At 58.1% G+C, this 18858-nt stretch carries 31 protein-coding genes; 29 read left to right on the top strand and 2 right to left on the bottom strand.

Features of this window, described 5'->3' with window-relative positions:
* Positions 1–57 precede the first annotated feature (57 nt).
* The 28 genes from rplC (at position 58) to rplQ (ending at position 14227) form a co-directional block, all read left to right on the top strand.
* Positions 58–714, top strand: a complete 657-nt coding sequence (gene rplC / locus ACEN9F_RS17030) for a 50S ribosomal protein L3 (RefSeq protein WP_090325842.1) — start codon at positions 58–60, stop codon at positions 712–714.
* 3 nt (positions 715–717) lie between these two features.
* On the top strand, positions 718–1338 hold the full coding sequence (gene rplD, locus ACEN9F_RS17025; protein ID WP_413421525.1) for a 50S ribosomal protein L4: 621 nt from the start codon (positions 718–720) through the stop codon (positions 1336–1338).
* Entirely contained in the window at positions 1335–1649 is a 315-nt protein-coding gene (gene rplW / locus ACEN9F_RS17020; protein WP_008444291.1) for a 50S ribosomal protein L23, read from the top strand. The genes rplD and rplW overlap by 4 nt, the downstream gene beginning before the upstream one ends.
* A complete protein-coding gene (gene rplB, locus ACEN9F_RS17015; protein ID WP_008444293.1) occupies positions 1649–2476 on the top strand; it encodes a 50S ribosomal protein L2 in 828 nt (275 codons plus the stop codon). The genes rplW and rplB overlap by 1 nt, the downstream gene beginning before the upstream one ends.
* A gap of 10 nt (positions 2477–2486) precedes the next feature.
* Complete coding sequence (rpsS, locus tag ACEN9F_RS17010) at positions 2487–2762, top strand: 30S ribosomal protein S19 (RefSeq protein ID WP_008444295.1); 276 nt, start codon at positions 2487–2489, stop codon at positions 2760–2762.
* Positions 2759–3091, top strand: a complete 333-nt coding sequence (rplV, locus tag ACEN9F_RS17005) for a 50S ribosomal protein L22 (RefSeq protein WP_176362469.1) — start codon at positions 2759–2761, stop codon at positions 3089–3091. The genes rpsS and rplV overlap by 4 nt, the downstream gene beginning before the upstream one ends.
* 10 nt (positions 3092–3101) lie before the next feature.
* Entirely contained in the window at positions 3102–3908 is an 807-nt protein-coding gene (gene rpsC / locus ACEN9F_RS17000; protein WP_413421522.1) for a 30S ribosomal protein S3, read from the top strand.
* A gap of 2 nt (positions 3909–3910) precedes the next feature.
* On the top strand, positions 3911–4330 hold the full coding sequence (gene rplP / locus ACEN9F_RS16995) for a 50S ribosomal protein L16 (protein ID WP_019923487.1): 420 nt from the start codon (positions 3911–3913) through the stop codon (positions 4328–4330).
* Positions 4331–4342: 12 nt separating this feature from the next.
* Positions 4343–4534 (top strand): 50S ribosomal protein L29, encoded by a 192-nt coding sequence (gene rpmC, locus ACEN9F_RS16990; RefSeq protein WP_019923486.1) that lies wholly within the window; start codon positions 4343–4345, stop codon positions 4532–4534.
* Entirely contained in the window at positions 4531–4803 is a 273-nt protein-coding gene (gene rpsQ, locus ACEN9F_RS16985; protein WP_166097829.1) for a 30S ribosomal protein S17, read from the top strand. Before rpmC ends, rpsQ begins: the two co-directional genes overlap by 4 nt.
* A 265-nt stretch (positions 4804–5068) precedes the next feature.
* Positions 5069–5437: a 50S ribosomal protein L14 gene (gene rplN, locus ACEN9F_RS16980; RefSeq protein WP_099789560.1), complete on the top strand. Its 369-nt coding sequence runs from the start codon at positions 5069–5071 to the stop codon at positions 5435–5437.
* 9 nt (positions 5438–5446) lie between these two features.
* Positions 5447–5761, top strand: coding sequence for a 50S ribosomal protein L24 (rplX, locus tag ACEN9F_RS16975; protein ID WP_209723690.1), 315 nt, complete (start codon positions 5447–5449; stop codon positions 5759–5761).
* A 6-nt stretch (positions 5762–5767) separates the two neighbouring features.
* On the top strand, positions 5768–6307 hold the full coding sequence (gene rplE, locus ACEN9F_RS16970) for a 50S ribosomal protein L5 (protein WP_090325878.1): 540 nt from the start codon (positions 5768–5770) through the stop codon (positions 6305–6307).
* A gap of 7 nt (positions 6308–6314) precedes the next feature.
* Positions 6315–6620, top strand: coding sequence for a 30S ribosomal protein S14 (gene rpsN, locus ACEN9F_RS16965; protein WP_056404282.1), 306 nt, complete (start codon positions 6315–6317; stop codon positions 6618–6620).
* Between the two features lie 14 nt (positions 6621–6634).
* Positions 6635–7030, top strand: coding sequence for a 30S ribosomal protein S8 (gene rpsH, locus ACEN9F_RS16960; RefSeq protein WP_008444325.1), 396 nt, complete (start codon positions 6635–6637; stop codon positions 7028–7030).
* Between the two features lie 10 nt (positions 7031–7040).
* Positions 7041–7574: a 50S ribosomal protein L6 gene (gene rplF, locus ACEN9F_RS16955; RefSeq protein ID WP_413421518.1), complete on the top strand. Its 534-nt coding sequence runs from the start codon at positions 7041–7043 to the stop codon at positions 7572–7574.
* 13 nt (positions 7575–7587) lie between these two features.
* Entirely contained in the window at positions 7588–7950 is a 363-nt protein-coding gene (rplR, locus tag ACEN9F_RS16950; RefSeq protein ID WP_090325886.1) for a 50S ribosomal protein L18, read from the top strand.
* Between the two features lie 9 nt (positions 7951–7959).
* On the top strand, positions 7960–8478 hold the full coding sequence (rpsE, locus tag ACEN9F_RS16945) for a 30S ribosomal protein S5 (RefSeq protein WP_413421515.1): 519 nt from the start codon (positions 7960–7962) through the stop codon (positions 8476–8478).
* Between the two features lie 10 nt (positions 8479–8488).
* Complete coding sequence (gene rpmD / locus ACEN9F_RS16940; RefSeq protein ID WP_413421513.1) at positions 8489–8671, top strand: 50S ribosomal protein L30; 183 nt, start codon at positions 8489–8491, stop codon at positions 8669–8671.
* A gap of 27 nt (positions 8672–8698) precedes the next feature.
* The gene (rplO, locus tag ACEN9F_RS16935) at positions 8699–9130 is read left to right on the top strand and encodes a 50S ribosomal protein L15 (protein ID WP_166097815.1); all 432 of its coding nucleotides are present in this window, start codon (positions 8699–8701) and stop codon (positions 9128–9130) included.
* 32 nt (positions 9131–9162) lie between these two features.
* The gene (gene secY / locus ACEN9F_RS16930) at positions 9163–10497 is read left to right on the top strand and encodes a preprotein translocase subunit SecY (protein ID WP_413421511.1); all 1335 of its coding nucleotides are present in this window, start codon (positions 9163–9165) and stop codon (positions 10495–10497) included.
* A gap of 21 nt (positions 10498–10518) precedes the next feature.
* Entirely contained in the window at positions 10519–10737 is a 219-nt protein-coding gene (gene infA / locus ACEN9F_RS16925; protein ID WP_005663428.1) for a translation initiation factor IF-1, read from the top strand.
* A gap of 32 nt (positions 10738–10769) precedes the next feature.
* A complete protein-coding gene (gene rpmJ / locus ACEN9F_RS16920) occupies positions 10770–10883 on the top strand; it encodes a 50S ribosomal protein L36 (protein ID WP_005663407.1) in 114 nt (37 codons plus the stop codon).
* A gap of 27 nt (positions 10884–10910) precedes the next feature.
* Positions 10911–11276: a 30S ribosomal protein S13 gene (rpsM, locus tag ACEN9F_RS16915; protein ID WP_019923475.1), complete on the top strand. Its 366-nt coding sequence runs from the start codon at positions 10911–10913 to the stop codon at positions 11274–11276.
* Between the two features lie 14 nt (positions 11277–11290).
* Positions 11291–11695, top strand: coding sequence for a 30S ribosomal protein S11 (gene rpsK, locus ACEN9F_RS16910; protein WP_008444339.1), 405 nt, complete (start codon positions 11291–11293; stop codon positions 11693–11695).
* Between the two features lie 239 nt (positions 11696–11934).
* Positions 11935–12558, top strand: a complete 624-nt coding sequence (gene rpsD, locus ACEN9F_RS16905) for a 30S ribosomal protein S4 (protein ID WP_176655254.1) — start codon at positions 11935–11937, stop codon at positions 12556–12558.
* A 111-nt stretch (positions 12559–12669) separates the two neighbouring features.
* Entirely contained in the window at positions 12670–13647 is a 978-nt protein-coding gene (locus ACEN9F_RS16900; RefSeq protein WP_008444343.1) for a DNA-directed RNA polymerase subunit alpha, read from the top strand.
* 181 nt (positions 13648–13828) lie between these two features.
* Positions 13829–14227, top strand: coding sequence for a 50S ribosomal protein L17 (gene rplQ, locus ACEN9F_RS16895; protein WP_413421507.1), 399 nt, complete (start codon positions 13829–13831; stop codon positions 14225–14227).
* 313 nt (positions 14228–14540) lie between these two features.
* On the opposite strand, the gene ACEN9F_RS16890 is transcribed toward rplQ, so the two are convergent.
* Positions 14541–16211, bottom strand: a complete 1671-nt coding sequence (locus tag ACEN9F_RS16890; protein ID WP_413421505.1) for a M20/M25/M40 family metallo-hydrolase — start codon at positions 16209–16211, stop codon at positions 14541–14543.
* A 135-nt stretch (positions 16212–16346) separates the two neighbouring features.
* Between ACEN9F_RS16890 and dsbD the strand changes: the two genes are divergently transcribed.
* Positions 16347–18260 carry a protein-disulfide reductase DsbD gene (gene dsbD, locus ACEN9F_RS16885; protein WP_413421503.1) on the top strand — a complete coding sequence of 638 codons (1914 nt, stop codon included), beginning with the start codon at positions 16347–16349 and terminating at the stop codon, positions 18258–18260.
* A gap of 6 nt (positions 18261–18266) precedes the next feature.
* On the opposite strand, the gene ACEN9F_RS16880 is transcribed toward dsbD, so the two are convergent.
* Positions 18267–18755 (bottom strand): Spy/CpxP family protein refolding chaperone, encoded by a 489-nt coding sequence (locus tag ACEN9F_RS16880; RefSeq protein WP_413421501.1) that lies wholly within the window; start codon positions 18753–18755, stop codon positions 18267–18269.
* Between the last annotated feature and the right edge of the window lie 103 nt (positions 18756–18858).

Genomic DNA, 18858 nt, shown 5'->3' with positions numbered 1-18858 from the left:
ACTAATTTTGTAGTTCAACATATCCCCGCCCAATCGTAGGTGGGAATTGGAGAAAAAATGAGCCTTGGCCTTCTCGGTCGCAAGGTTGGCATGATGCGCATCTTCACGGATGAAGGGGATTCGATCCCTGTCACCGTGTTGGACGTATCGAACAACCGTGTTGCGCAAATCAAAACTCCTGAAACTGATGGTTATTCCGCAGTTCAGGTCGCATTCGGTCAACGTCGCGCTTCCCGCGTAACGAAGGCTGTTGCTGGTCACCACGCTAAAGCTGGTGTTGAAGCCGGTACTCTGTTGAAAGAGTTCCGCGTCGACGCTACCAAAGCTGCTGAACTGAAAGCTGGCGACGTTGTTGCCGCTTCGCTGTTCGAAGTCGGTCAAAAGATCGACGTGCAAGGTGTCACGATCGGTAAAGGCTATGCCGGTACCATCAAGCGTCACCACTTTGCTTCGGGTCGCGCGACCCACGGTAACTCCCGTTCGCACAACGTTCCAGGTTCCATCGGTATGGCGCAAGATCCAGGCCGCGTGTTCCCTGGTAAGCGCATGACCGGTCACCTCGGTGACGTCACCCGCACCGTGCAGAACCTCGAAATCGCTCGTATCGACGCCGACCGTCAGCTGCTGCTGGTCAAAGGTGCGATCCCTGGCGCCAAAAACGGCCAGGTTGTGGTTTCGCCTGCTGTCAAAGTTAAAGCAAAGAAGGGAGCTTAAACGATGGAACTCAAGCTCTTGAACGCTCAAGGTCAAGCCGCCTCTAACGTCGCCGCCGCCGATACCATTTTCGGTCGTGACTACAACGAAGCCCTGATCCACCAAGTCGTCGTTGCTTACCAAGCCAATGCTCGCAGCGGCAACCGTAAACAAAAAGACCGTGAAGAAGTCCACCACACGACCAAGAAGCCATGGCGCCAAAAAGGTACCGGCCGCGCTCGTGCTGGTATGTCGTCGTCGCCACTGTGGCGCGGCGGTGGTCGCATCTTCCCGAACTCGCCTGACGAGAACTTCACCCACAAAGTGAACAAGAAGATGTATCGCGCAGGTATCTGCTCGATCCTGTCCCAGCTGGCGCGCGAAGAGCGCCTGGTGGTTGTCGAAGACTTCGCTATCGAAGCGCCAAAGACCAAGCTGCTGTCGCAAAAGCTGACCGGCATGGGCTTTGACTCGGTACTGATCATCACCGACGTCGCCAACGAAAACCTGGAACTGGCATCGCGCAACCTGCCTAACGTCCTGGTTGTTGAACCGCGTCACGCAGATCCAATGTCCCTGGTGTTCTACAAGAAGATCGTGGTCACCAAGGCTGCACTGGCCAAGATTGAGGAGATGCTGGCATGAGCGCATTGAAATTTAGCGAAGAGCGCCTGATGAAGGTGCTGCTGGCTCCGGTCATTTCCGAAAAAGCGACCATGGTCGCGGAAAAGAACGAACAGATCGTGTTCCGTGTAACCACCGACGCGACCAAGCCGGAAATCAAGGCCGCTGTTGAACTGCTGTTCAAAGTGGAAGTGGAATCGGTGCAGACCGTCAACCGCGAAGGTAAGCAGAAGCGTTCCGGTGCCCACACCGGCCGCCGCAACCATACCAAGCGTGCTTTCGTGTGCCTGAAACCTGGCCAGGAAATCAATTTCTCCGAGGAGGCTAAATAATGGCACTCGTTAAGATGAAGCCAACCTCCCCAGGCCGTCGCGGCATGGTGAAAGTTGTGAACCCGGACCTGTACAAAGGTCGTCCGTTCGCAGCCCTGGTTGAGAAAAAATCGAAAACTGCTGGTCGTAACAACAACGGCCACATCACCACCCGCCACATCGGCGGCGGTCATAAGCAGCACTATCGCCTGATCGACTTCAAGCGTCAGAAGGATGGCATTCCAGCGAAAGTGGAACGGATCGAATACGATCCTAACCGCACCGCGAATATCGCCCTGCTGTGCTACGCCGACGGCGAGCGCCAGTACATCATCGCCACCAAAGGCATGAGCGTCGGCGACACCGTGATGAACGGTTCGGAAGCGCCGATCAAGTCGGGCAACTGCCTGCCGATCCGCAACATCCCGGTCGGTACCGTCATGCACTGCGTCGAAATGCTGCCAGGTAAGGGTGCCCAGATGGCCCGTACCGCCGGCGCCGGCGTGGTCCTGATGGCCCGCGAAGGCACCTACGCTCAAGTGCGCCTGCGCTCGGGTGAAGTGCGTCGCGTGCACATCGAGTGCCGTGCCACCGTGGGTGAAGTCGGCAATGCCGAACACAGCCTGCGTAAAATCGGTAAGGCCGGCGCCATGCGCTGGCGCGGTGTTCGTCCTACCGTTCGCGGTGTGGTCATGAACCCGGTCGATCACCCGCACGGTGGTGGTGAAGGTAAAACTGCAGCTGGTCGTCATCCAGTGTCGCCTTGGGGCCAACAGACTAAGGGTAAGAAGACCCGCAGCAACAAGCGTACTTCTTCCATGATCGTCTCGCGCCGCGGCAAGAAATAAGGGGTAGCACATGACTCGTTCATTGAAAAAAGGGCCGTTCTGTGACGCCCACCTGGTGAAAAAAGTCGAAGCCGCGCAAGCTGCCAAAGACAAAAAGCCAATCAAAACCTGGTCCCGTCGTTCGACCATCATGCCTGACTTCATCGGCCTGACGATCGCTGTTCACAACGGCAAGCTGCACGTGCCGGTGTACGTCTCCGAGAACATGGTTGGTCACAAGCTCGGTGAATTCGCGCTGACCCGCACGTTCAAGGGCCATGCCGCTGACAAGAAGGCGAAGAAATAATGGAAACCAAAGCTATCCTCAAGGGTGTGCGCCTGTCGGATCAAAAAGGTCGCCTCGTGGCCGACCAGATCCGCGGCAAGAAAGTTGACGCTGCACTCAACATTCTGCAATTCAGCCCAAAAAAGGGCGCGACCATCATCAAGAAAGTGCTGGAGTCGGCTATCGCCAACGCCGAGCACAATGATGGCGCCGACATCGACGAACTGTTCGTGAAAACGATCTACGTCGAAAAGGGTCCGATCCTGAAGCGCTTCACTGCACGCGCTAAAGGCCGGGGTGATCGCATTTCGAAACAATCGTGTCACATTTACGTGACCGTAGGCAACTAAGGAGCCAAAGATGGGTCAAAAAATTCATCCAACCGGCTTCCGTCTGTCGGTTACCCGTAACTGGGCATCGCGTTGGTACGCAGGCAACAGCAACTTCGCTGCCATGCTCAACGAAGATTTGAAAGCACGCGCCTACCTGAAAACCAAGCTGAAGAACGCTTCGGTCGGCCGCATCGTCATCGAGCGTCCTGCCAAGAACGCGCGCTTCACGATCTACAGCTCGCGTCCGGGCGTGGTCATTGGTAAAAAAGGCGAAGACATCGAAGTACTGAAGTCGGCGCTGACCAAGATCATGGGCGTGCCGGTGCACGTCAACATCGAAGAAATCCGCAAGCCGGAAATCGACTCGCAGCTGATCGCCGATTCGATCGCCCAGCAGCTGGAAAAGCGCATCATGTTCCGCCGCGCGATGAAGCGTGCGATGCAAAACGCCATGCGTCTGGGTGCCCTGGGCATCAAGATCATGTCGTCGGGTCGTCTGAACGGTATCGAAATCGCTCGTAAAGAGTGGTATCGCGAAGGCCGTGTGCCACTGCACACCCTGCGCGCCGACATCGACTACGGCACCAGCGAAGCTTCGACCACCTACGGCATCATCGGTGTCAAGGTATGGGTATACAAGGGTGACCGCGCGCCGAACGGCGACGCACCAGTCATCGATACCCCACCAGACGAGAAGAAGCCACGTGGCCCACGTCGTGACGACGGCAAACCAGCTGGCCGTCCGCGTCCAGCCGGTGCCGGTGCCAAACCAGCCGCTCCAGGTGCAGCACGTGTGCGCAGCGCCGCCAAGCCGGCCGAGAAAGCAGGAGAATAATCATGCTGCAACCAGCACGCAGAAAGTATCGTAAAGAGCAGAAAGGCCGTAACACCGGCATTTCGCATGGCACCGGCACTTCGGTGTCGTTCGGTGAGTTCGGCCTGAAAGCCGTTGCCCGTGGTCGTATCACGGCACGTCAGATCGAAGCCGCACGTCGCGCCATGACCCGTCACATCAAACGTGGCGGCCGTATCTGGATCCGCGTTTTCCCGGACAAGCCGATTTCGAACAAGCCTGCCGAAGTCCGTATGGGTAACGGTAAGGGTAATCCGGAATACTACGTCGCTGAAATCCGTCCGGGCAAAGTCCTGTACGAAATGGACGGCGTCGCAGAAGAACTGGCGCGCGAAGCATTCCGCCTGGCCGCTGCCAAACTGCCGCTGGCGACCACGTTCGTGGTCCGTCAAGTCGGCCAATAACAGGAGTGAAATATGAAAGCATCTGAACTCCGCGGCAAAGACCAGGTAGCTCTGCAAAAAGAGCTGAATGACCTGTTGAAGGCACAGTTCGGCCTGCGCATGCAAATCGCAACGCAGCAGCTGAGCAACACTTCGCAGCTCAAGAAGGTACGTCGCGATATCGCACGTGTAAAAACGGTAATGAACACCAAGGAAGCCAAATGACCGAAACAGTGAACAAGCCGCTCAAGCGCACGCTGATCGGTAAAGTGGTGTCCGACAAGATGGACAAAACCGTTACCGTTCTGATCGAACGTCACGTCAAGCATCCTTTGTACGGCAAGATCATCGTGCGCTCGAACAAGTATCACGCGCACGACGAGACCAACCAGGTGAAAGCCGGTGACACGGTGGAAATCGTGGAAGGTCGTCCGATCTCCAAGACGAAGGCATGGACCGTGACGCGCGTGGTGCAAGCCGCGCAAATCGTTTAATTGAAGTTGCTCGCCTCCGGTCTTCGGGCCGGGGGCGATTTTCAATTAGTTCTTGCAAGCCCGCAAATTGTATGTAATACTTGCGGGCTTCGTTCATGTAACGCCGCAAAGTGTCTGGCCACAGACGCTGAACCGTGCGGTCGGTCGCAGTACGAAGGTCAAGCACCCAAACAGTGCGCTCTGCTTGAGCACACTGGCGGGACCAAGACTGACCGCAGGTCCGCATTGTGTGGATTCTTCGGCTTAAGTTGGGAAAGAGAATACTATGATTCAAACTGAAAGCCGGCTCGAAGTGGCCGACAATACCGGTGCCAAAGAAGTCATGTGCATCAAGGTATTGGGCGGCTCCAAGCGCCGTTATGCTGGCATCGGCGACGTGATCAAGGTAACCATCAAGGTTGCCGCGCCACGTGGTCGTGTCAAAAAAGGTGAAATTTATAACGCCGTGGTAGTGCGCACCGCTAAAGGTGTTCGCCGCCAAGACGGTTCCCTGGTGAAGTTCGACGGCAATGCCGCCGTACTGTTGAACGCCAAGCTGGAACCGATCGGTACCCGTATTTTTGGACCAGTGACGCGCGAGCTGCGCACTGAAAAGTTCATGAAGATCGTGTCCCTGGCACCGGAAGTCCTGTAAGGAGTCGTAATGGATAAGATTCGTAAAAACGACGAAGTCATCGTTCTGACCGGGAAAGACAAGGGCAAGCGTGGCGTCGTTTCGCGTCGTGTAGATGCGGAGCACGTGGTTGTTGAGGGTGTCAACGTCGCCAAAAAAGCGACCAAGCCTAACCCAATGACTGGCGTACAAGGTGGTATCGTCGACAAGACTATGCCGATTCACGTGTCCAACGTTGCGTTGTTCAATGCAGCGTCTGGCAAGGCAGACCGCGTAGGTTTCAAAGAAGTGGACGGCAAAAAAGTCCGCGTCTTTAAATCGTCCGGCGAAGTAGTGAAGGCTTAAGAAATCATGGCACGTCTCCAAGAGTTCTATAAAGATAAAGTCGTCGCTGACCTGACCGCGAAATTCGGTTACAAGTCGGTGATGGAAGTACCACGCCTGACCAAGATCACCCTGAACATGGGTGTCGGTGAGGCAATCGCGGACAAGAAAGTCCTCGAACACGCCGTCGGCGACCTGACCAAGATCGCCGGCCAAAAGCCGGTGACCACCAAGTCGCGCAAAGCTATCGCGGGTTTCAAAATCCGTGAAGGCTACCCGATCGGTACCATGGTCACCCTGCGCGGCGCTCGCATGTACGAGTTCCTGGATCGCTTCATCACCGTGGCCCTGCCGCGCGTGCGCGATTTCCGTGGTGTCAATGGTCGTTCGTTCGATGGCCGCGGCAACTACAACATCGGTGTCAAAGAGCAGATCATCTTCCCGGAAATCGAGTACGACAAGATCGATGCGCTGCGTGGTATGAACATTTCGATCACCACCACCGCCAAGACCGACGACGAAGCGAAAGCTCTGCTCGCCGCCTTTAAATTCCCGTTCAGGAACTAAGAAGATCATGGCAAAACTCGCACTGATTAACCGTGAGCAGAAACGCGTGGACCTGGCGAACAAATTCGCCGCCAAGCGCGCTTCGCTGAAGGCCATCATCGACGACCAGTCGAAGACCGAAGAAGAACGTTACGAAGCGCGCCTGAAACTGCAAGCGCTGCCACGTAACTCGGCTCCGACCCGCCAGCGTAACCGCTGCGCCGTCACCGGTCGTCCACGCGGCACCTTCCGTAAATTCGGTCTGGGCCGTATCAAGCTCCGTGAATTCGCCATGCGTGGCGAGATCCCGGGTATGACTAAAGCAAGCTGGTAATAGGAGAATATGCAATGAGTATGAGCGATCCTATCGCCGATATGCTGACCCGCATTCGTAACGCCCAGGGCGTGCAAAAAACGACCGTGGCCATGCCATCGTCGAAAGTCAAAATTGCGATTGCCAACGTCCTCAAGGACGAGGGTTACATTGAAGATTTCGCGGTTGCCGAAGCTGGTGGCAAAGCGGAACTGAAAATCGGTTTGAAGTATTATGTTGGCCGTCCCGTCATTGAGCGCCTTGAGCGCGTGTCCCGTCCGGGCCTGCGCGTCTACAAGGGCAAAGACGAGATCCCTACTGTGATGAATGGCTTGGGTGTGGCGATCGTGTCGACTCCGCAAGGCGTCATGACGGACCGCAAAGCACGCGCTACCGGTGTCGGCGGCGAAGTTATTTGCTACGTCGCATAAGGAGTTAGACATGTCTCGTGTAGCTAAAATGCCAATCGCTGTGCCAGCTGGCGCTGATGTCGCCATCTCCGCACAGGCGATCACTGTCAAGGGCCCGCTGGGCGTCTTGACCCAGGCCCTGAACGGCCAGGTCAAAGTGGAAAACAATGCAGGAACCCTGAGCTTCGTCGCCGCCAATGACAGCCGCGAAGCCAATGCCATGTCCGGTACGCTGCGCGCGCTGGTCAACAACATGGTCACCGGCGTGACCAAGGGTTTCGAGAAAAAGCTGAACCTGGTCGGTGTGGGTTACAAGGCGCAAGCGCAAGGCGACAAGCTGAACCTGTCGCTGGGCTTCTCGCACCCTGTCGTGCACGCCATGCCAGCCGGCGTCACCTGCGCCACCGCAACGCCGACGGAGATCATCATCAAAGGGATCGACCGTCAGCAAGTGGGCCAAGTGGCTGCTGAAGTTCGCGCTTACCGCTCCCCAGAGCCTTACAAGGGCAAGGGCGTTCGCTATGCGGACGAAGTGGTTAAGATTAAAGAAACCAAGAAGAAGTAACTAGGGGCTGACGATGGACAAGAAAGAATCACGTCTGCGCCGCGGACGCCAAACCCGGATCAAGATCGCGCAACAGAAAGTGAACCGCCTGTCGGTACACCGCACCAATCTGCATATCTACGCGAACCTGATCTCGCCGGATGCCAAAGTACTGGTATCGGCGTCCACGGCAGAAGTCGAAGTGCGCAACGAACTGGCTGGCAAATCGGGCAAGGGCGGCAACGCTGCTGCTGCCGCGATCGTCGGCAAGCGCGTCGCAGAAAAAGCACTGAAAGCAGGGATTACCGAAGTCGCGTTCGACCGCTCCGGTTTCCGTTACCACGGCCGTGTGAAGGCGCTGGCAGAAGCCGCGCGCGAAGCCGGTCTGAAGTTCTAAGGAACGATCATGGCAAAAATGCAAGCAAAAATGGCAAGCGACAAGCCGGATGACGGCATGCGCGAAAAAATGATCGCGATCAACCGCGTGACCAAAGTGGTCAAGGGTGGTCGTATCATGGGTTTCGCCGCGCTGACCGTGGTTGGTGACGGCGATGGCCGCATCGGCATGGGCAAGGGCAAGTCGAAGGAAGTACCGGTCGGTGTGCAGAAGGCAATGGAAGAAGCCCGCCGCAACCTGATCAAGGTACCACTGAAAAACGGCACGCTGCATCACACCGTCTACGGCCGTCACGGCGCGTCGAAAGTGATGATGAACCCAGCTAAACCGGGTACGGGCGTCATCGCCGGCGGCGCAATGCGCGCGATCTTCGAAGTAATGGGCGTGACGGACGTGGTGGCGAAATCCACCGGCTCGTCGAACCCTTACAACCTGGTGCGCGCCACGCTCGACGGCCTGGCAAAAATGAGCACTGCTTCCGACATCGCCGCCAAGCGCGGCAAGTCGGTCGAAGAGATCCTGGGCTAAGGTGAACGACATGACAACTAAAACCGTCAAAGTACAATTGGTCAAGGGCTTGATCGGCACGCGTGTGGATCACCGTGCCACCGTCCGCGGTCTGGGTCTGCGTCGCGTCAACTCGGTCGCCGAGCTGGAAGACACCCCATCCGTGCGCGGCATGATCAACAAAGTCTCGTACCTCGTTAAAGTAGTTGCGTAAGCCCCCGGGCTTACACACGGAGAAATCATGGAACTGAATACCATACAACCAGCCGATGGCGCTAAGCACTACAAGCGTCGCGTCGGCCGCGGTATCGGCTCCGGTCTGGGTAAAACCTCGGGCCGTGGTCACAAGGGTCAAAAATCGCGTTCGGGCGGCTTCCACAAAGTCGGTTTCGAAGGCGGTCAGATGCCTCTGCAACGCCGTCTGCCTAAGCGCGGTTTCAAGTCGCTCAACGCCACCTTCAAAGCTGAAGTGCGCCTGTCCGACCTGAACAAACTGGCGGTCGGCGATGTCGACATCCTGGTGCTGAAGCAAGCTGGCGTACTGAGCGTGCTGGCACGCGACGTGCGCGTCATTCTGTCCGGCGAGATCACCAAAGCGGTGAACCTCAAAGGCCTGAAAGTGACCGCTGGCGCGAAAGCCGCCATCGAAGCAGCCGGCGGCTCGGTAGCCTGAGTTGACCGCTAACAGCTTGATCGGAGCGAAAATTGGCGACTAATCCACAATTGGCTAAAAGTGCAGCAGCTGGTTTCCCTTGGGGCCGGCTCTGGTTCTTGCTTGGCGCATTGGTGGTTTATCGTATCGGCGCTCACATCCCGGTTCCCGGGATCGATCCGGTACAATTGGCCTCGCTGTTCAAGTCGCAAGAGGGCGGCATCCTGGGCATGTTGAACATGTTCAGCGGTGGCGCTCTGGCGCGCTTCACAGTCTTTGCGCTGGGTATCACGCCTTACATCTCGGCCTCGATCATCATGCAACTGGTGTCGATCGTCTCGCCGCAGATGGAAGCGCTCAAAAAAGAAGGCGAAGCTGGCCGCCGCAAGATCACCCAGTACACCCGGTATTTCACGGTGGTGCTGGCAACGTTCCAGGCGTTGGCCATCGCAGTCGCACTGGAGTCGCAGCAAGGTCTGGTGCTGGATCCAGGCTATGCATTCCGTTTCGTGACGGTCGTTACGCTGTTGACCGGAACCATGTTCGTGATGTGGTTGGGCGAGCAGATTACCGAGCGCGGTCTCGGTAACGGCATCTCGATCATCATCTTCGCGGGTATCGCCGCCGGCTTGCCGGGCGCACTGGGAGGCCTGGCCTCGTCGGTGGGCAACGGTTCGATCGGCGCCCTGTCCGCGATCATCATCATGATCCTGGTGGTGGCGGTGACGTTCCTGGTGGTCTTCGTGGAACGTGGCCAACGCAAGATTCTGGTGAACTACGCGAAACGCCAGGTGGGTAACAAGATTTACGGTGGACAAACGTCGCACCTGCCATTGAAGCTGAATATGGCCGGCGTGATCCCACCGATCTTCGCTTCGTCGATTATCTTGTTCCCGGCAACGATCGTGGGCTGGTTCACGCAGGGCGCCGATACGGCCAACCCGGCGGTCCGGTTCCTGAAAGATTTGGCAGCATCGATGGGGCCAGGCGAGCCCATCCACGCACTGTTGTACGCCATTGCGATCGTGTTTTTCTGTTTCTTCTATACAGCGCTGGTCTTCAACAGCAAGGAAACAGCGGATAACTTGAAGAAGAGCGGGGCCTTTGTGCCAGGGATACGTCCCGGTGAGCAGACTGCCCGTTACATCGACAAGATCCTGACACGTTTGACACTGGCTGGCGCCATCTACATCACTTTGGTGTGTTTGTTGCCGGAATTCATGGTCGCTGAGTGGAAAGTACCATTCTATTTCGGCGGTACTTCTCTGTTGATTATTGTGGTTGTTACCATGGATTTCATGGCGCAAGTACAAAACTACGTGATGTCGCAGCAATATGAATCGCTGCTGCGCAAAGCAAACTTCAAGGGCGGAATTCCGACGCGATAAGCGCGGTTTCAAACATACCGAATGGCAAAAGACGACGTCATACAGATGCAGGGCGAGATTCTTGAGAATCTCCCAAATGCAACATTTCGAGTAAAGCTGGAAAACGGACACGTGGTGCTCGGGCATATTTCGGGTAAAATGCGGATGAACTATATCCGCATTCTTCCTGGCGACAAGGTGACGGTAGAGCTGACACCTTACGATCTGTCCCGTGCCCGCATCGTGTTCCGGACCAAGTAACTTAAATAATCGAACCAAGAAGAGAGTGCAAAATGAAAGTTAACGCCTCAGTCAAGCGGATCTGCCGCAACTGCAAGATCATCAAGCGCAAGGGCGTCGTTCGCGTAATCTGCGTCGAACCGCGTCACAAGCAGCGTCAAGGTTAATAACCGTTATTTATCGAGGAATAACGAATGGCACGTATTGCAGGGGTTAATATCCCAAATCATCAGCACACCGTTATCGGCCTGACGGCCATCTACGGTGTAGGCCGCCCACGCGCAAAGTTCATCTGCGCCGCGACGGGTATTGCGACCGACAAAAAGGTCAAGGATCTGGACGACAGCGAACTGGAAAAGCTGCGCGATGAAGTAGCAAAATTCATCGTCGAGGGCGATCTGCGCCGCGAACTGTCCATGAACATCAAGCGTTTGATGGATCTGGGTTGCTACCGCGGTATGCGTCACCGTAAGGGCCTGCCGGTCCGCGGTCAGCGCACCCGCACCAATGCGCGTACCCGCAAGGGCCCGCGCAAAGCCGCTCAATCGCTCAAGAAATAATCTAGGGAAATCACATGGCTAAGCAACAAAGCAGCGCAGCAGCAGCGCGCGTACGCAAGAAGGTCAAGAAGAACGTTGCCGAAGGTATCGCACACGTTCACGCTTCCTTCAACAACACCATCATTACCATCACCGACCGTCAGGGCAACGCTCTGTCGTGGGCAACTTCCGGTGGTGCTGGCTTCAAGGGTTCGCGTAAATCGACCCCGTTCGCAGCGCAGGTTGCGGCCGAAGCAGCTGGTAAAGTCGCGGTGGAATGCGGCGTGAAGAACCTGGAAGTGCGCATCAAGGGCCCTGGTCCTGGTCGCGAATCCGCAGTGCGCGCACTGAACAACCTGGGCATCAAGATCACCGAGATCCAGGACGTTACCCCAGTACCGCACAACGGCTGCCGTCCTCCAAAACGTCGTCGTATCTAATAGTCCGGTCGGCGGCGAAGTTCGCTTCGCCTCCTTCCGACTGTCAGAAATCGCTGGAGCAGAAAGCCGGAAACGGTTATACTGCCCGGCTGTTGTCGCCTGTCGAACACCGTTCGATGGGTTATTTGTTTTTCAGCCACCGTCTGGCCCACCCTGAGGATCAGACTAGCGCCTAACCGCATCGCCGGGCATCGTACCGCATGTGGCTGGGGCGTTATTATTTATAAAAAGGAAGCATCGTGGCACGTTATATCGGACCTAAAGCAAAACTCTCCCGTCGTGAAGGTACTGACCTGTTCCTGAAGAGCGCACGTCGCTCGCTGGACAGCAAGTGCAAACTGGACGTCAAACCAGGCCAACACGGCGTGAAATCGGGTGCCCGCACCTCGGACTACGGCAATCAACTGCGCGAAAAGCAAAAAGTCAAGCGTATGTACGGCGTGCTGGAACGTCAGTTCCGTCGCTACTTCGCGGAAGCCGACCGTCGCAAAGGCAACACCGGCGAAACCCTGCTGAAGCTGCTGGAAACCCGCCTGGACAACGTCGCATACCGCATGGGCTTCGGCTCGACCCGCGCTGAAGCGCGTCAGCTGGTATCGCACAAAGCGTTCACCGTGAACGGCCAAGTGGTCAACATCGCTTCGTACGTGGTCAAAGTCGGCGACGTCATCGCCGTCCGCGAAAAGTCGAAGAAACAAGTGCGTATCGTTGAAGCGCTGTCGCTGGCTGAACAAGTCGGCATGCCAGCTTGGGTGTCGGTTGACTCCAAGAAAATGGAAGGCACTTTCAAGTCCCTGCCAGAGCGTAACGAAATCGCCAACGACGTCAACGAATCGCTGATCGTCGAGCTGTACTCGCGTTAATCTGTAGTCTAAGCAGCAAAAAAACCCGCCCACTCGCTCGAGTGGGCGTTTTCACTAATGCCATCAGCCTTATCGGCCTAACGCGCCGAGGGTATTGAAAAGGACATTTACATGCAAAACAGTTTGTTGAAGCCACGTATTATCGATGTAGAGGCGCTCGGCGCCGGCCACGCTAAAGTCGTGATGGAGCCGTTCGAACGCGGCTATGGCCATACGTTGGGTAATGCGCTGCGCCGCGTACTGCTGTCGTCGATGGTGGGCTACGCGCCGACCGAAGTGACGATCGCTGGCGTTGTACACGAATATTCGTCCCTGGACGGCGTACAAGAAGACGTCGTCGACCTGCTGCTGAACCTGAAGGGCGTGGTCTTCAAAGTCCACAACCGTGACTCCGTCACCCTGACCCTGAAAAAAGAAGGCGAAGGCGCCATCCTGGCTTCGGACATCGATCTGCCACACGACGTGGAACTGATCAATCCGGACCACGTGATCGCTCACCTGACCGCCGGCGGCAAGCTGGACATGCAGATCAAAGTCGAAAAAGGCCGCGGCTATGTGCCGGGTAACGTTCGCCGCCTGTCCGAAGACACCAACAAGACCATCGGCCGCATCATTCTGGATGCGTCGTTCTCGCCAGTGCGCCGCGTTTCCTACTTCGTCGAGTCCGCTCGCGTGGAACAGCGTACCGACCTGGACAAGCTGATCATCAACATCGAAACCAACGGCGTCATCTCGCCGGAAGAAGCGATCCGTCAATCGGCGCGCGTGCTGGTCGATCAACTGAACGTGTTTGCTGCCCTGGAAGGCACCGAAGCCGCTGCCGAAGCGCCATCGCGCGCACCGCTGGTCGATCCTATCCTGCTGCGTCCAGTGGACGACCTGGAGCTGACCGTACGTTCGGCCAACTGCCTGAAAGCGGAAAACATCTACTACATCGGCGACCTGATCCAGCGTTCGGAAAACGAACTGCTGAAGACGCCGAACCTGGGCCGCAAGTCCCTGAACGAAATCAAGGAAGTTCTGGCATCCCGCGGTCTGACCCTGGGCATGAAGCTGGAAAACTGGCCGCCTGCAGGCCTGGAAAAATAACAGCTTGGGCGACAGTGCTGGACATCGCGCAGCGATGTTCTGCCCTGTTGCCAACTGATCAGCATTTTGCTGCACCCGCCTGGCACATGTTGTGTCGGGCGTATATCCCTAGAACCGGTCCGCGCTCCTGGCAACTGGAGCGATCGAAGAACTCGGATTTAAACACCTGAAAGGAAGTACCATGCGTCACCGTCACGGCCTCCGTAAACTGAATCGTACCTCGTCCCACCGTCTGGCAATGCTGCGCAACATGACCGTTTCCCTGCTGCGTCATGAAGCCATCAAAACCACGCTGCCTAAGGCAAAAGAACTGCGCCGCGTGATCGAGCCGATCCTGACCCTGGGCAAAGTCGATACCCTGGCAAACAAGCGTCTGGCATTCTCCCGTCTGCGCGATCGTGAAATGGTTCTGAAGCTGTTCGCAGAACTGGGCCCACGTTACGCAAACCGCAACGGCGGCTACCTGCGCATCCTGAAAATGGGTTTCCGTGTTGGCGACAACGCTCCAATGGCTTATGTTGAGCTGATGGACCGTCCAGAAGTCACCGACATCGACGCAGCTCCAACCGCAGAAGAGTAATCTTCGCAGTTTTAGCTAGTCTAATAAAAAAGCCAGGCTCTGCCTGGCTTTTTTTATTCTCGGGAATATTGAATCAGCTCCGCCTTATTTAATTTAAAACTCCGGACCTCAACGCTAGCGATAGTATTATCGCTCTTCATTTCGATAAGGTTTATATCGACGTCCTGTCTCAGCACATGCCAATTTTTGGCATGTGCGCGCCATTTTTGAGCACGAGCTCATAGGCGCGCATGGACGTCGCTGGACTGAGGAGGGCGGAAGGATGACGGCGGCGAGTGGAGCTTGCCTTCCACCCGCCGCTCTGGCGGATTGATTACTTCAGGCGCTGGTCGCCGGCGGCTTTGAATTCCGAACCGGCATTCCATGTCGGCGTTATTCCCTGCGCGATATCCAGGCCGACCTGGAACAGCAATTGAATATCCTGCACGCCGCCGCTGAAGTCCCAGTTATTTCGGAAGCTGTCCGTCGGCTGGTGATAATCGTGCGTGAAATAATTATCCACGACTTCGCGCGCATAGGTATCCGGTTTATCCAGATAACGGCTGCGGGCCTTGGTATATAAAACCGGTACGCCGGCGCGTGCGAATTCCAATTGATCCGCGCGATAGAAACTGCCCAATTCCGGGCGGGAATCATTCTCCATTGCCCGGCCCTGGGTTTTGGCATATTTAGCCAATAATCCATCGATACTGGAATGCCCCGACGTGACATTCTCAATCTGCGCGGTCCGGCCAAAAGCGTTAATGCCGTCGATATTAATATTGGCGACGGTGTTCTTTAATGGATACAGCGGATTGCTCGCATAATATTTGGCGCCCAATAACCCGCGTTCTTCCGCTGTCGTCGCCACAAACAGGATCGAACGCTTCGGTGCTTGCGGCAGCGCCTTGTATGCTTTTGCCAACTCCAGCAGCGCGGCGACGCCGGAGGCGTTGTCCAGCGCGCCGTGGTAAATCTGCTTGCTGCGCTCGCCCGGCAGGCGCTCGTCGATGCCCAGGTGATCCCAGTGCGCGCTGTAGATCACGTATTCATTCTTCAACTTGGGATCGCTGCCCTCGATCCTGGCCACCACGTTGTTCGAGTTCACCACCCGCGCAGCATTGTCAATTTTGAAATCGGCCGTGCCCTTCAGGCTGACCGGCCGGAAGTCCTTGGTGATGGCCTGTTTTTTAAGCGTATCGAAATCGTAGCCGGCCGCCGCCATCATGGCCTTGGCCTGGTCCAGCTGGATCCAGCCGGGGATCGCCGGCGCGTCCGGATCGTCGCCCTGGCGCAGCAGGCTGAAGAACTCGCCATTGCCGCCGCTGCGTACCACTTCCCATGGATAGGCCGCCGGCTTTGTTTCATGAATGATCATGGCCGCCGCCGCGCCCAGCTTGGCGGCGATCTCGTACTTGTACGTCCAGCGGCCGTAGTAGGTCATGGCCTTGCCCTTGAACATGGACGGATCCAGCTCGGCCGGATTGTTCGGGTTCGGAACGGCCGGATCGTTAATCAGCATCAGGATGGTCTTGCCGCGCACATCGACGCCTTTATAGTCGTCCCAGCCATATTCCGGCGCCTGCACGCCGTAGCCGACAAATACAATCTCGGAGTTGGCAACGTTGACGCTGGCCGGCTGGCTGGTCGAATGCGCAACATAGTCATCCGGGAAACTCAGCGCCACACTCTTGCCGGCGATGGTGTAGCTGAAGCTTGGCGTCGGCGTCAGGCCGCGCATCGGCACCGGCTGTATCCAGCTGCCGTTCGGATTGCCCGGTTTCAGCCCCAGCTTCTTGAATTCCTGCTGCAGATAGGCCACCGTCTTCACCTCGCCGGGCGAGCCGGGCGCGCGGCCTTCGAATTCGTCGGACGCCAGCGTCTTGATATGGGCCAGCAAATCCTTTTCGGAGACGGCCGCCAGCGCCTTGGCGGGGGCTTGCGCGAAAGCGGGGATGACGGCCAGGGCCAGGGTGGTGAGCAGCAGCGGACGGATAGTGGACATCGGAACACTCCATGGACGGGAAAGGGGGAGTTTCGCATAAAACAGGGGCTTTAAGGCCCGGCTCAGGCGGGAAACGCACCGCCGGTGTACTATGCCTGTTGCTCCAATGACTACTCCTGCCGATAGAAGGTTTTCATGTATCGTATTGTCCGTTTTTTTGCACCGCTGCTGACCCTGATGGCGCTGCTGCTGGCCTCTCCCGCACGTGCCGACGACGTCTTCCTCGACCCGTCCGAAGCTTTCAAGTTCACGGCGAAAATGGTCGATGGCCACACCATTTCGGTCAATTTCCAGATCGCCGACGGCTACTATATGTACCGCGAGCGCTTCAAGTTCAGCGCCACCGGCGCCAAGCTCGGCACGCCGGCCATCCCGCCGGGCAAGGTGCATTACGACGAGACCTTCGCCAAGGATGTCGAGACCTATCGCAAGAGCGTCACCATCACGATACCGGTCGAAGTCAACGGCCCGTTCACGCTGCTGGCCGGCGGCCAGGGCTGCTCGGAAAAAGGGCTGTGCTACGCGCCGCAGGATTACAAGGCCGCGCTGACCGGTAGCGGCTCGGTACCGTTGCCGGCCGCTGCGGTCGCCACGCCAGCCGCTGTCGCAGCTGCAGCCACACCGACCGCGGCCGCCGCAAGCGCCAAGCCGGTCGCGGCCATCGGCGAAGGCAAGCCCGCCGCCGTCAGCCCCGGCGTCAATATTTACACCGTGCCAACACCAACCGCCACCGACACCACGCCGCCGGCACCGCCGGTGGCCGCCGCCGCCGCGCCCGCCGCCGACGACGCCGGCCGCCTGGAAGCCGCTTTAAAGAGCGGCAAGCTGCTGGTCATCCTGCCGCTGTTCGCCTTGCTGGGCCTGGGCCTGTCGTTCACGCCGTGCGTGCTGCCGATGGTGCCCATCCTGTCTTCGATCATCGTCGGCGAGGGCGACACCGGCAATCGCCGTCGTGGCCTGCTGCTCTCGGTCACCTACGCCCTGGGCATGGCCATCGTCTACACCGCGCTGGGCGTGGCCGCCGGTTTGGCCGGCGAAGGCCTGGCCGGCGCGCTGCAAAATCCTTGGGTGCTGGGCACCTTCGCGCTGTTGATGGCGCTGCTGTCGCTGTCCATGTTCGGTTTCTACGAACTGCAAGTGCCGGCTGCGCTGCAAAGCAAACTGAGCACCGTCTCCAACCGCCAATCGTCCGGCAAACTGGCCGGCGTGTTCGTCATGGGCGCGATCTCGGCGCTGATCGTCGGCCCGTGCGTGGCGGCGCCGCTGGCGGCCGCGCTGGTCTACATCAGCCAGTCGCGCGATGTCGTCATCGGCGGCAGCGCGCTGTTCGCGATGGCGGTCGGCATGAGCGTGCCGCTGATCCTGGTCGGCGTCTCGGCCGGCGCCTTGCTGCCGAAGGCCGGCATGTGGATGGACGCGGTCAAGCGCTTCTTCGGCGTGTTGATGCTGGCGGTCGGCTGGTGGCTGGTGTCGCCGGTGCTGCCGGGCGCGGTGCAGATGATGGGCTGGGCCGCGCTGTTCGTCGGCTATGGCATGTATCTGCTGATGCATTCCGGCCAGTGGGTGGCCAAGTCGGTCGGTGTGGTGTTTGCCGTGCTGGGCGTGGCCCAGTTGGTCGGCGTGGTCAGCGGCGGACGCGATCCGCTGGCGCCGCTGGCGCACCTGGCCGGCGGCAAGGCTGCGCATGAGGCGCAGCTGGCCTTCCAGCGCGTCAAGACCGTGCAGCAACTCGACGCGGTGCTGGCGCAAACCGGCGGCAAGACCGCGATGCTGGATTTTTACGCCGACTGGTGCGTGTCCTGCAAGGAAATGGAGAAACTGACCTTCGTCGATCCCAAGGTGCGCGCCAAGCTGGCCAACACCTTGCTGCTGCAGGTGGACGTGACCGCTAACGACGCCGACGACAAAGCCATGCTGAAACGCTTCGGCCTGTTCGGCCCGCCCGGCATCATCCTGTTCGACCAGCAGGGCAAGGAAATCGCCGGCGCCCGCGTGATCGGCTTCCAGGATGCGGCGAAGTTCGCCGCATCCCTGTCCCGGCTCAACTAAGCCGGCTTAGCCGTGGTGGCCGCCCCAGCCGCCGCGATGGCCGCGCGGGCCGCCGCCGTGCTTGCCGCCCATGGTGCGGTCATCGAAGGTCGCCTTCTGCTCCGGCGTCAGCTGCGAATAGAACGCGGTCAGCGCGCTCAGGTGCGCTTCCATCTTGGCCTGGCGCTGTTTGCTGAAGTCCAGCATCTTGGCCATGCGCTCCGGCGCCGGCAGCTTGGCGAAGGCGCCGCGTTCCGGCGGCGTGCCGCTCATCGGCGCCGGCTTGATCGCCGCCTGATAGGTGGCCCAGGCCGACTCCTGCTGCGCGGTCAGCTTCAGCAGATCATGCAGCCTGGCCTGGCGCTTGGCGAACATATCGGCCATCTTGGCCTGCATGTGCTCCTTGCGCGCGCCGGCGTCGTGGCTGCCGGCCGTTGCGCTGGCGTCCTGGGCGTGGGCGGCGGCCATGCCCAATACCGTGAAACCGATCAGTATGCTTTTGCGTAAGACGTTCATGGTCGTTCCTTTATCATTGAGGTTGAGGTCATCGCGGCTCGTTTGTTGCCGCGCTTGAACCCATGTTGGCAGTCCAAGGTTGCCCTTACGTTTCTATGGCCGA

Source organism: Duganella sp. CT11-25, assembly GCF_047302815.1.
GTDB lineage: Bacteria > Pseudomonadota > Gammaproteobacteria > Burkholderiales > Burkholderiaceae_D > Rugamonas.
The sequence above is the reverse complement of the archived record's forward strand: the minus strand, read 5'-3'. Positions and strand labels throughout refer to the sequence as shown.

What these genes read in the sequence shown, in the direction of transcription:
- rplC (WP_090325842.1), top strand. Translation starts at nt 58, where the DNA reads ATGAGCCTTGGCCTTCTCGGTCGCAAGGTTGGCATGATGCGCATCTTC.
- rplD (WP_413421525.1), top strand. Translation starts at nt 718, where the DNA reads ATGGAACTCAAGCTCTTGAACGCTCAAGGTCAAGCCGCCTCTAACGTC.
- rplW (WP_008444291.1), top strand. Translation starts at nt 1,335, where the DNA reads ATGAGCGCATTGAAATTTAGCGAAGAGCGCCTGATGAAGGTGCTGCTG.
- rplB (WP_008444293.1), top strand. Translation starts at nt 1,649, where the DNA reads ATGGCACTCGTTAAGATGAAGCCAACCTCCCCAGGCCGTCGCGGCATG.
- rpsS (WP_008444295.1), top strand. Translation starts at nt 2,487, where the DNA reads ATGACTCGTTCATTGAAAAAAGGGCCGTTCTGTGACGCCCACCTGGTG.
- rpsC (WP_413421522.1), top strand. Translation starts at nt 3,102, where the DNA reads ATGGGTCAAAAAATTCATCCAACCGGCTTCCGTCTGTCGGTTACCCGT.
- rplP (WP_019923487.1), top strand. Translation starts at nt 3,911, where the DNA reads ATGCTGCAACCAGCACGCAGAAAGTATCGTAAAGAGCAGAAAGGCCGT.
- rpmC (WP_019923486.1), top strand. Translation starts at nt 4,343, where the DNA reads ATGAAAGCATCTGAACTCCGCGGCAAAGACCAGGTAGCTCTGCAAAAA.
- rpsQ (WP_166097829.1), top strand. Translation starts at nt 4,531, where the DNA reads ATGACCGAAACAGTGAACAAGCCGCTCAAGCGCACGCTGATCGGTAAA.
- rplN (WP_099789560.1), top strand. Translation starts at nt 5,069, where the DNA reads ATGATTCAAACTGAAAGCCGGCTCGAAGTGGCCGACAATACCGGTGCC.
- rplX (WP_209723690.1), top strand. Translation starts at nt 5,447, where the DNA reads ATGGATAAGATTCGTAAAAACGACGAAGTCATCGTTCTGACCGGGAAA.
- rplE (WP_090325878.1), top strand. Translation starts at nt 5,768, where the DNA reads ATGGCACGTCTCCAAGAGTTCTATAAAGATAAAGTCGTCGCTGACCTG.
- rpsN (WP_056404282.1), top strand. Translation starts at nt 6,315, where the DNA reads ATGGCAAAACTCGCACTGATTAACCGTGAGCAGAAACGCGTGGACCTG.
- rpsH (WP_008444325.1), top strand. Translation starts at nt 6,635, where the DNA reads ATGAGTATGAGCGATCCTATCGCCGATATGCTGACCCGCATTCGTAAC.
- rplF (WP_413421518.1), top strand. Translation starts at nt 7,041, where the DNA reads ATGTCTCGTGTAGCTAAAATGCCAATCGCTGTGCCAGCTGGCGCTGAT.
- rplR (WP_090325886.1), top strand. Translation starts at nt 7,588, where the DNA reads ATGGACAAGAAAGAATCACGTCTGCGCCGCGGACGCCAAACCCGGATC.
- rpsE (WP_413421515.1), top strand. Translation starts at nt 7,960, where the DNA reads ATGGCAAAAATGCAAGCAAAAATGGCAAGCGACAAGCCGGATGACGGC.
- rpmD (WP_413421513.1), top strand. Translation starts at nt 8,489, where the DNA reads ATGACAACTAAAACCGTCAAAGTACAATTGGTCAAGGGCTTGATCGGC.
- rplO (WP_166097815.1), top strand. Translation starts at nt 8,699, where the DNA reads ATGGAACTGAATACCATACAACCAGCCGATGGCGCTAAGCACTACAAG.
- infA (WP_005663428.1), top strand. Translation starts at nt 10,519, where the DNA reads ATGGCAAAAGACGACGTCATACAGATGCAGGGCGAGATTCTTGAGAAT.
- rpmJ (WP_005663407.1), top strand. Translation starts at nt 10,770, where the DNA reads ATGAAAGTTAACGCCTCAGTCAAGCGGATCTGCCGCAACTGCAAGATC.
- rpsM (WP_019923475.1), top strand. Translation starts at nt 10,911, where the DNA reads ATGGCACGTATTGCAGGGGTTAATATCCCAAATCATCAGCACACCGTT.
- rpsK (WP_008444339.1), top strand. Translation starts at nt 11,291, where the DNA reads ATGGCTAAGCAACAAAGCAGCGCAGCAGCAGCGCGCGTACGCAAGAAG.
- ACEN9F_RS16900 (WP_008444343.1), top strand. Translation starts at nt 12,670, where the DNA reads ATGCAAAACAGTTTGTTGAAGCCACGTATTATCGATGTAGAGGCGCTC.
- rplQ (WP_413421507.1), top strand. Translation starts at nt 13,829, where the DNA reads ATGCGTCACCGTCACGGCCTCCGTAAACTGAATCGTACCTCGTCCCAC.
- ACEN9F_RS16890 (WP_413421505.1), bottom strand. Translation starts at nt 16,211, where the DNA reads ATGTCCACTATCCGTCCGCTGCTGCTCACCACCCTGGCCCTGGCCGTC.
- dsbD (WP_413421503.1), top strand. Translation starts at nt 16,347, where the DNA reads ATGTATCGTATTGTCCGTTTTTTTGCACCGCTGCTGACCCTGATGGCG.
- ACEN9F_RS16880 (WP_413421501.1), bottom strand. Translation starts at nt 18,755, where the DNA reads ATGAACGTCTTACGCAAAAGCATACTGATCGGTTTCACGGTATTGGGC.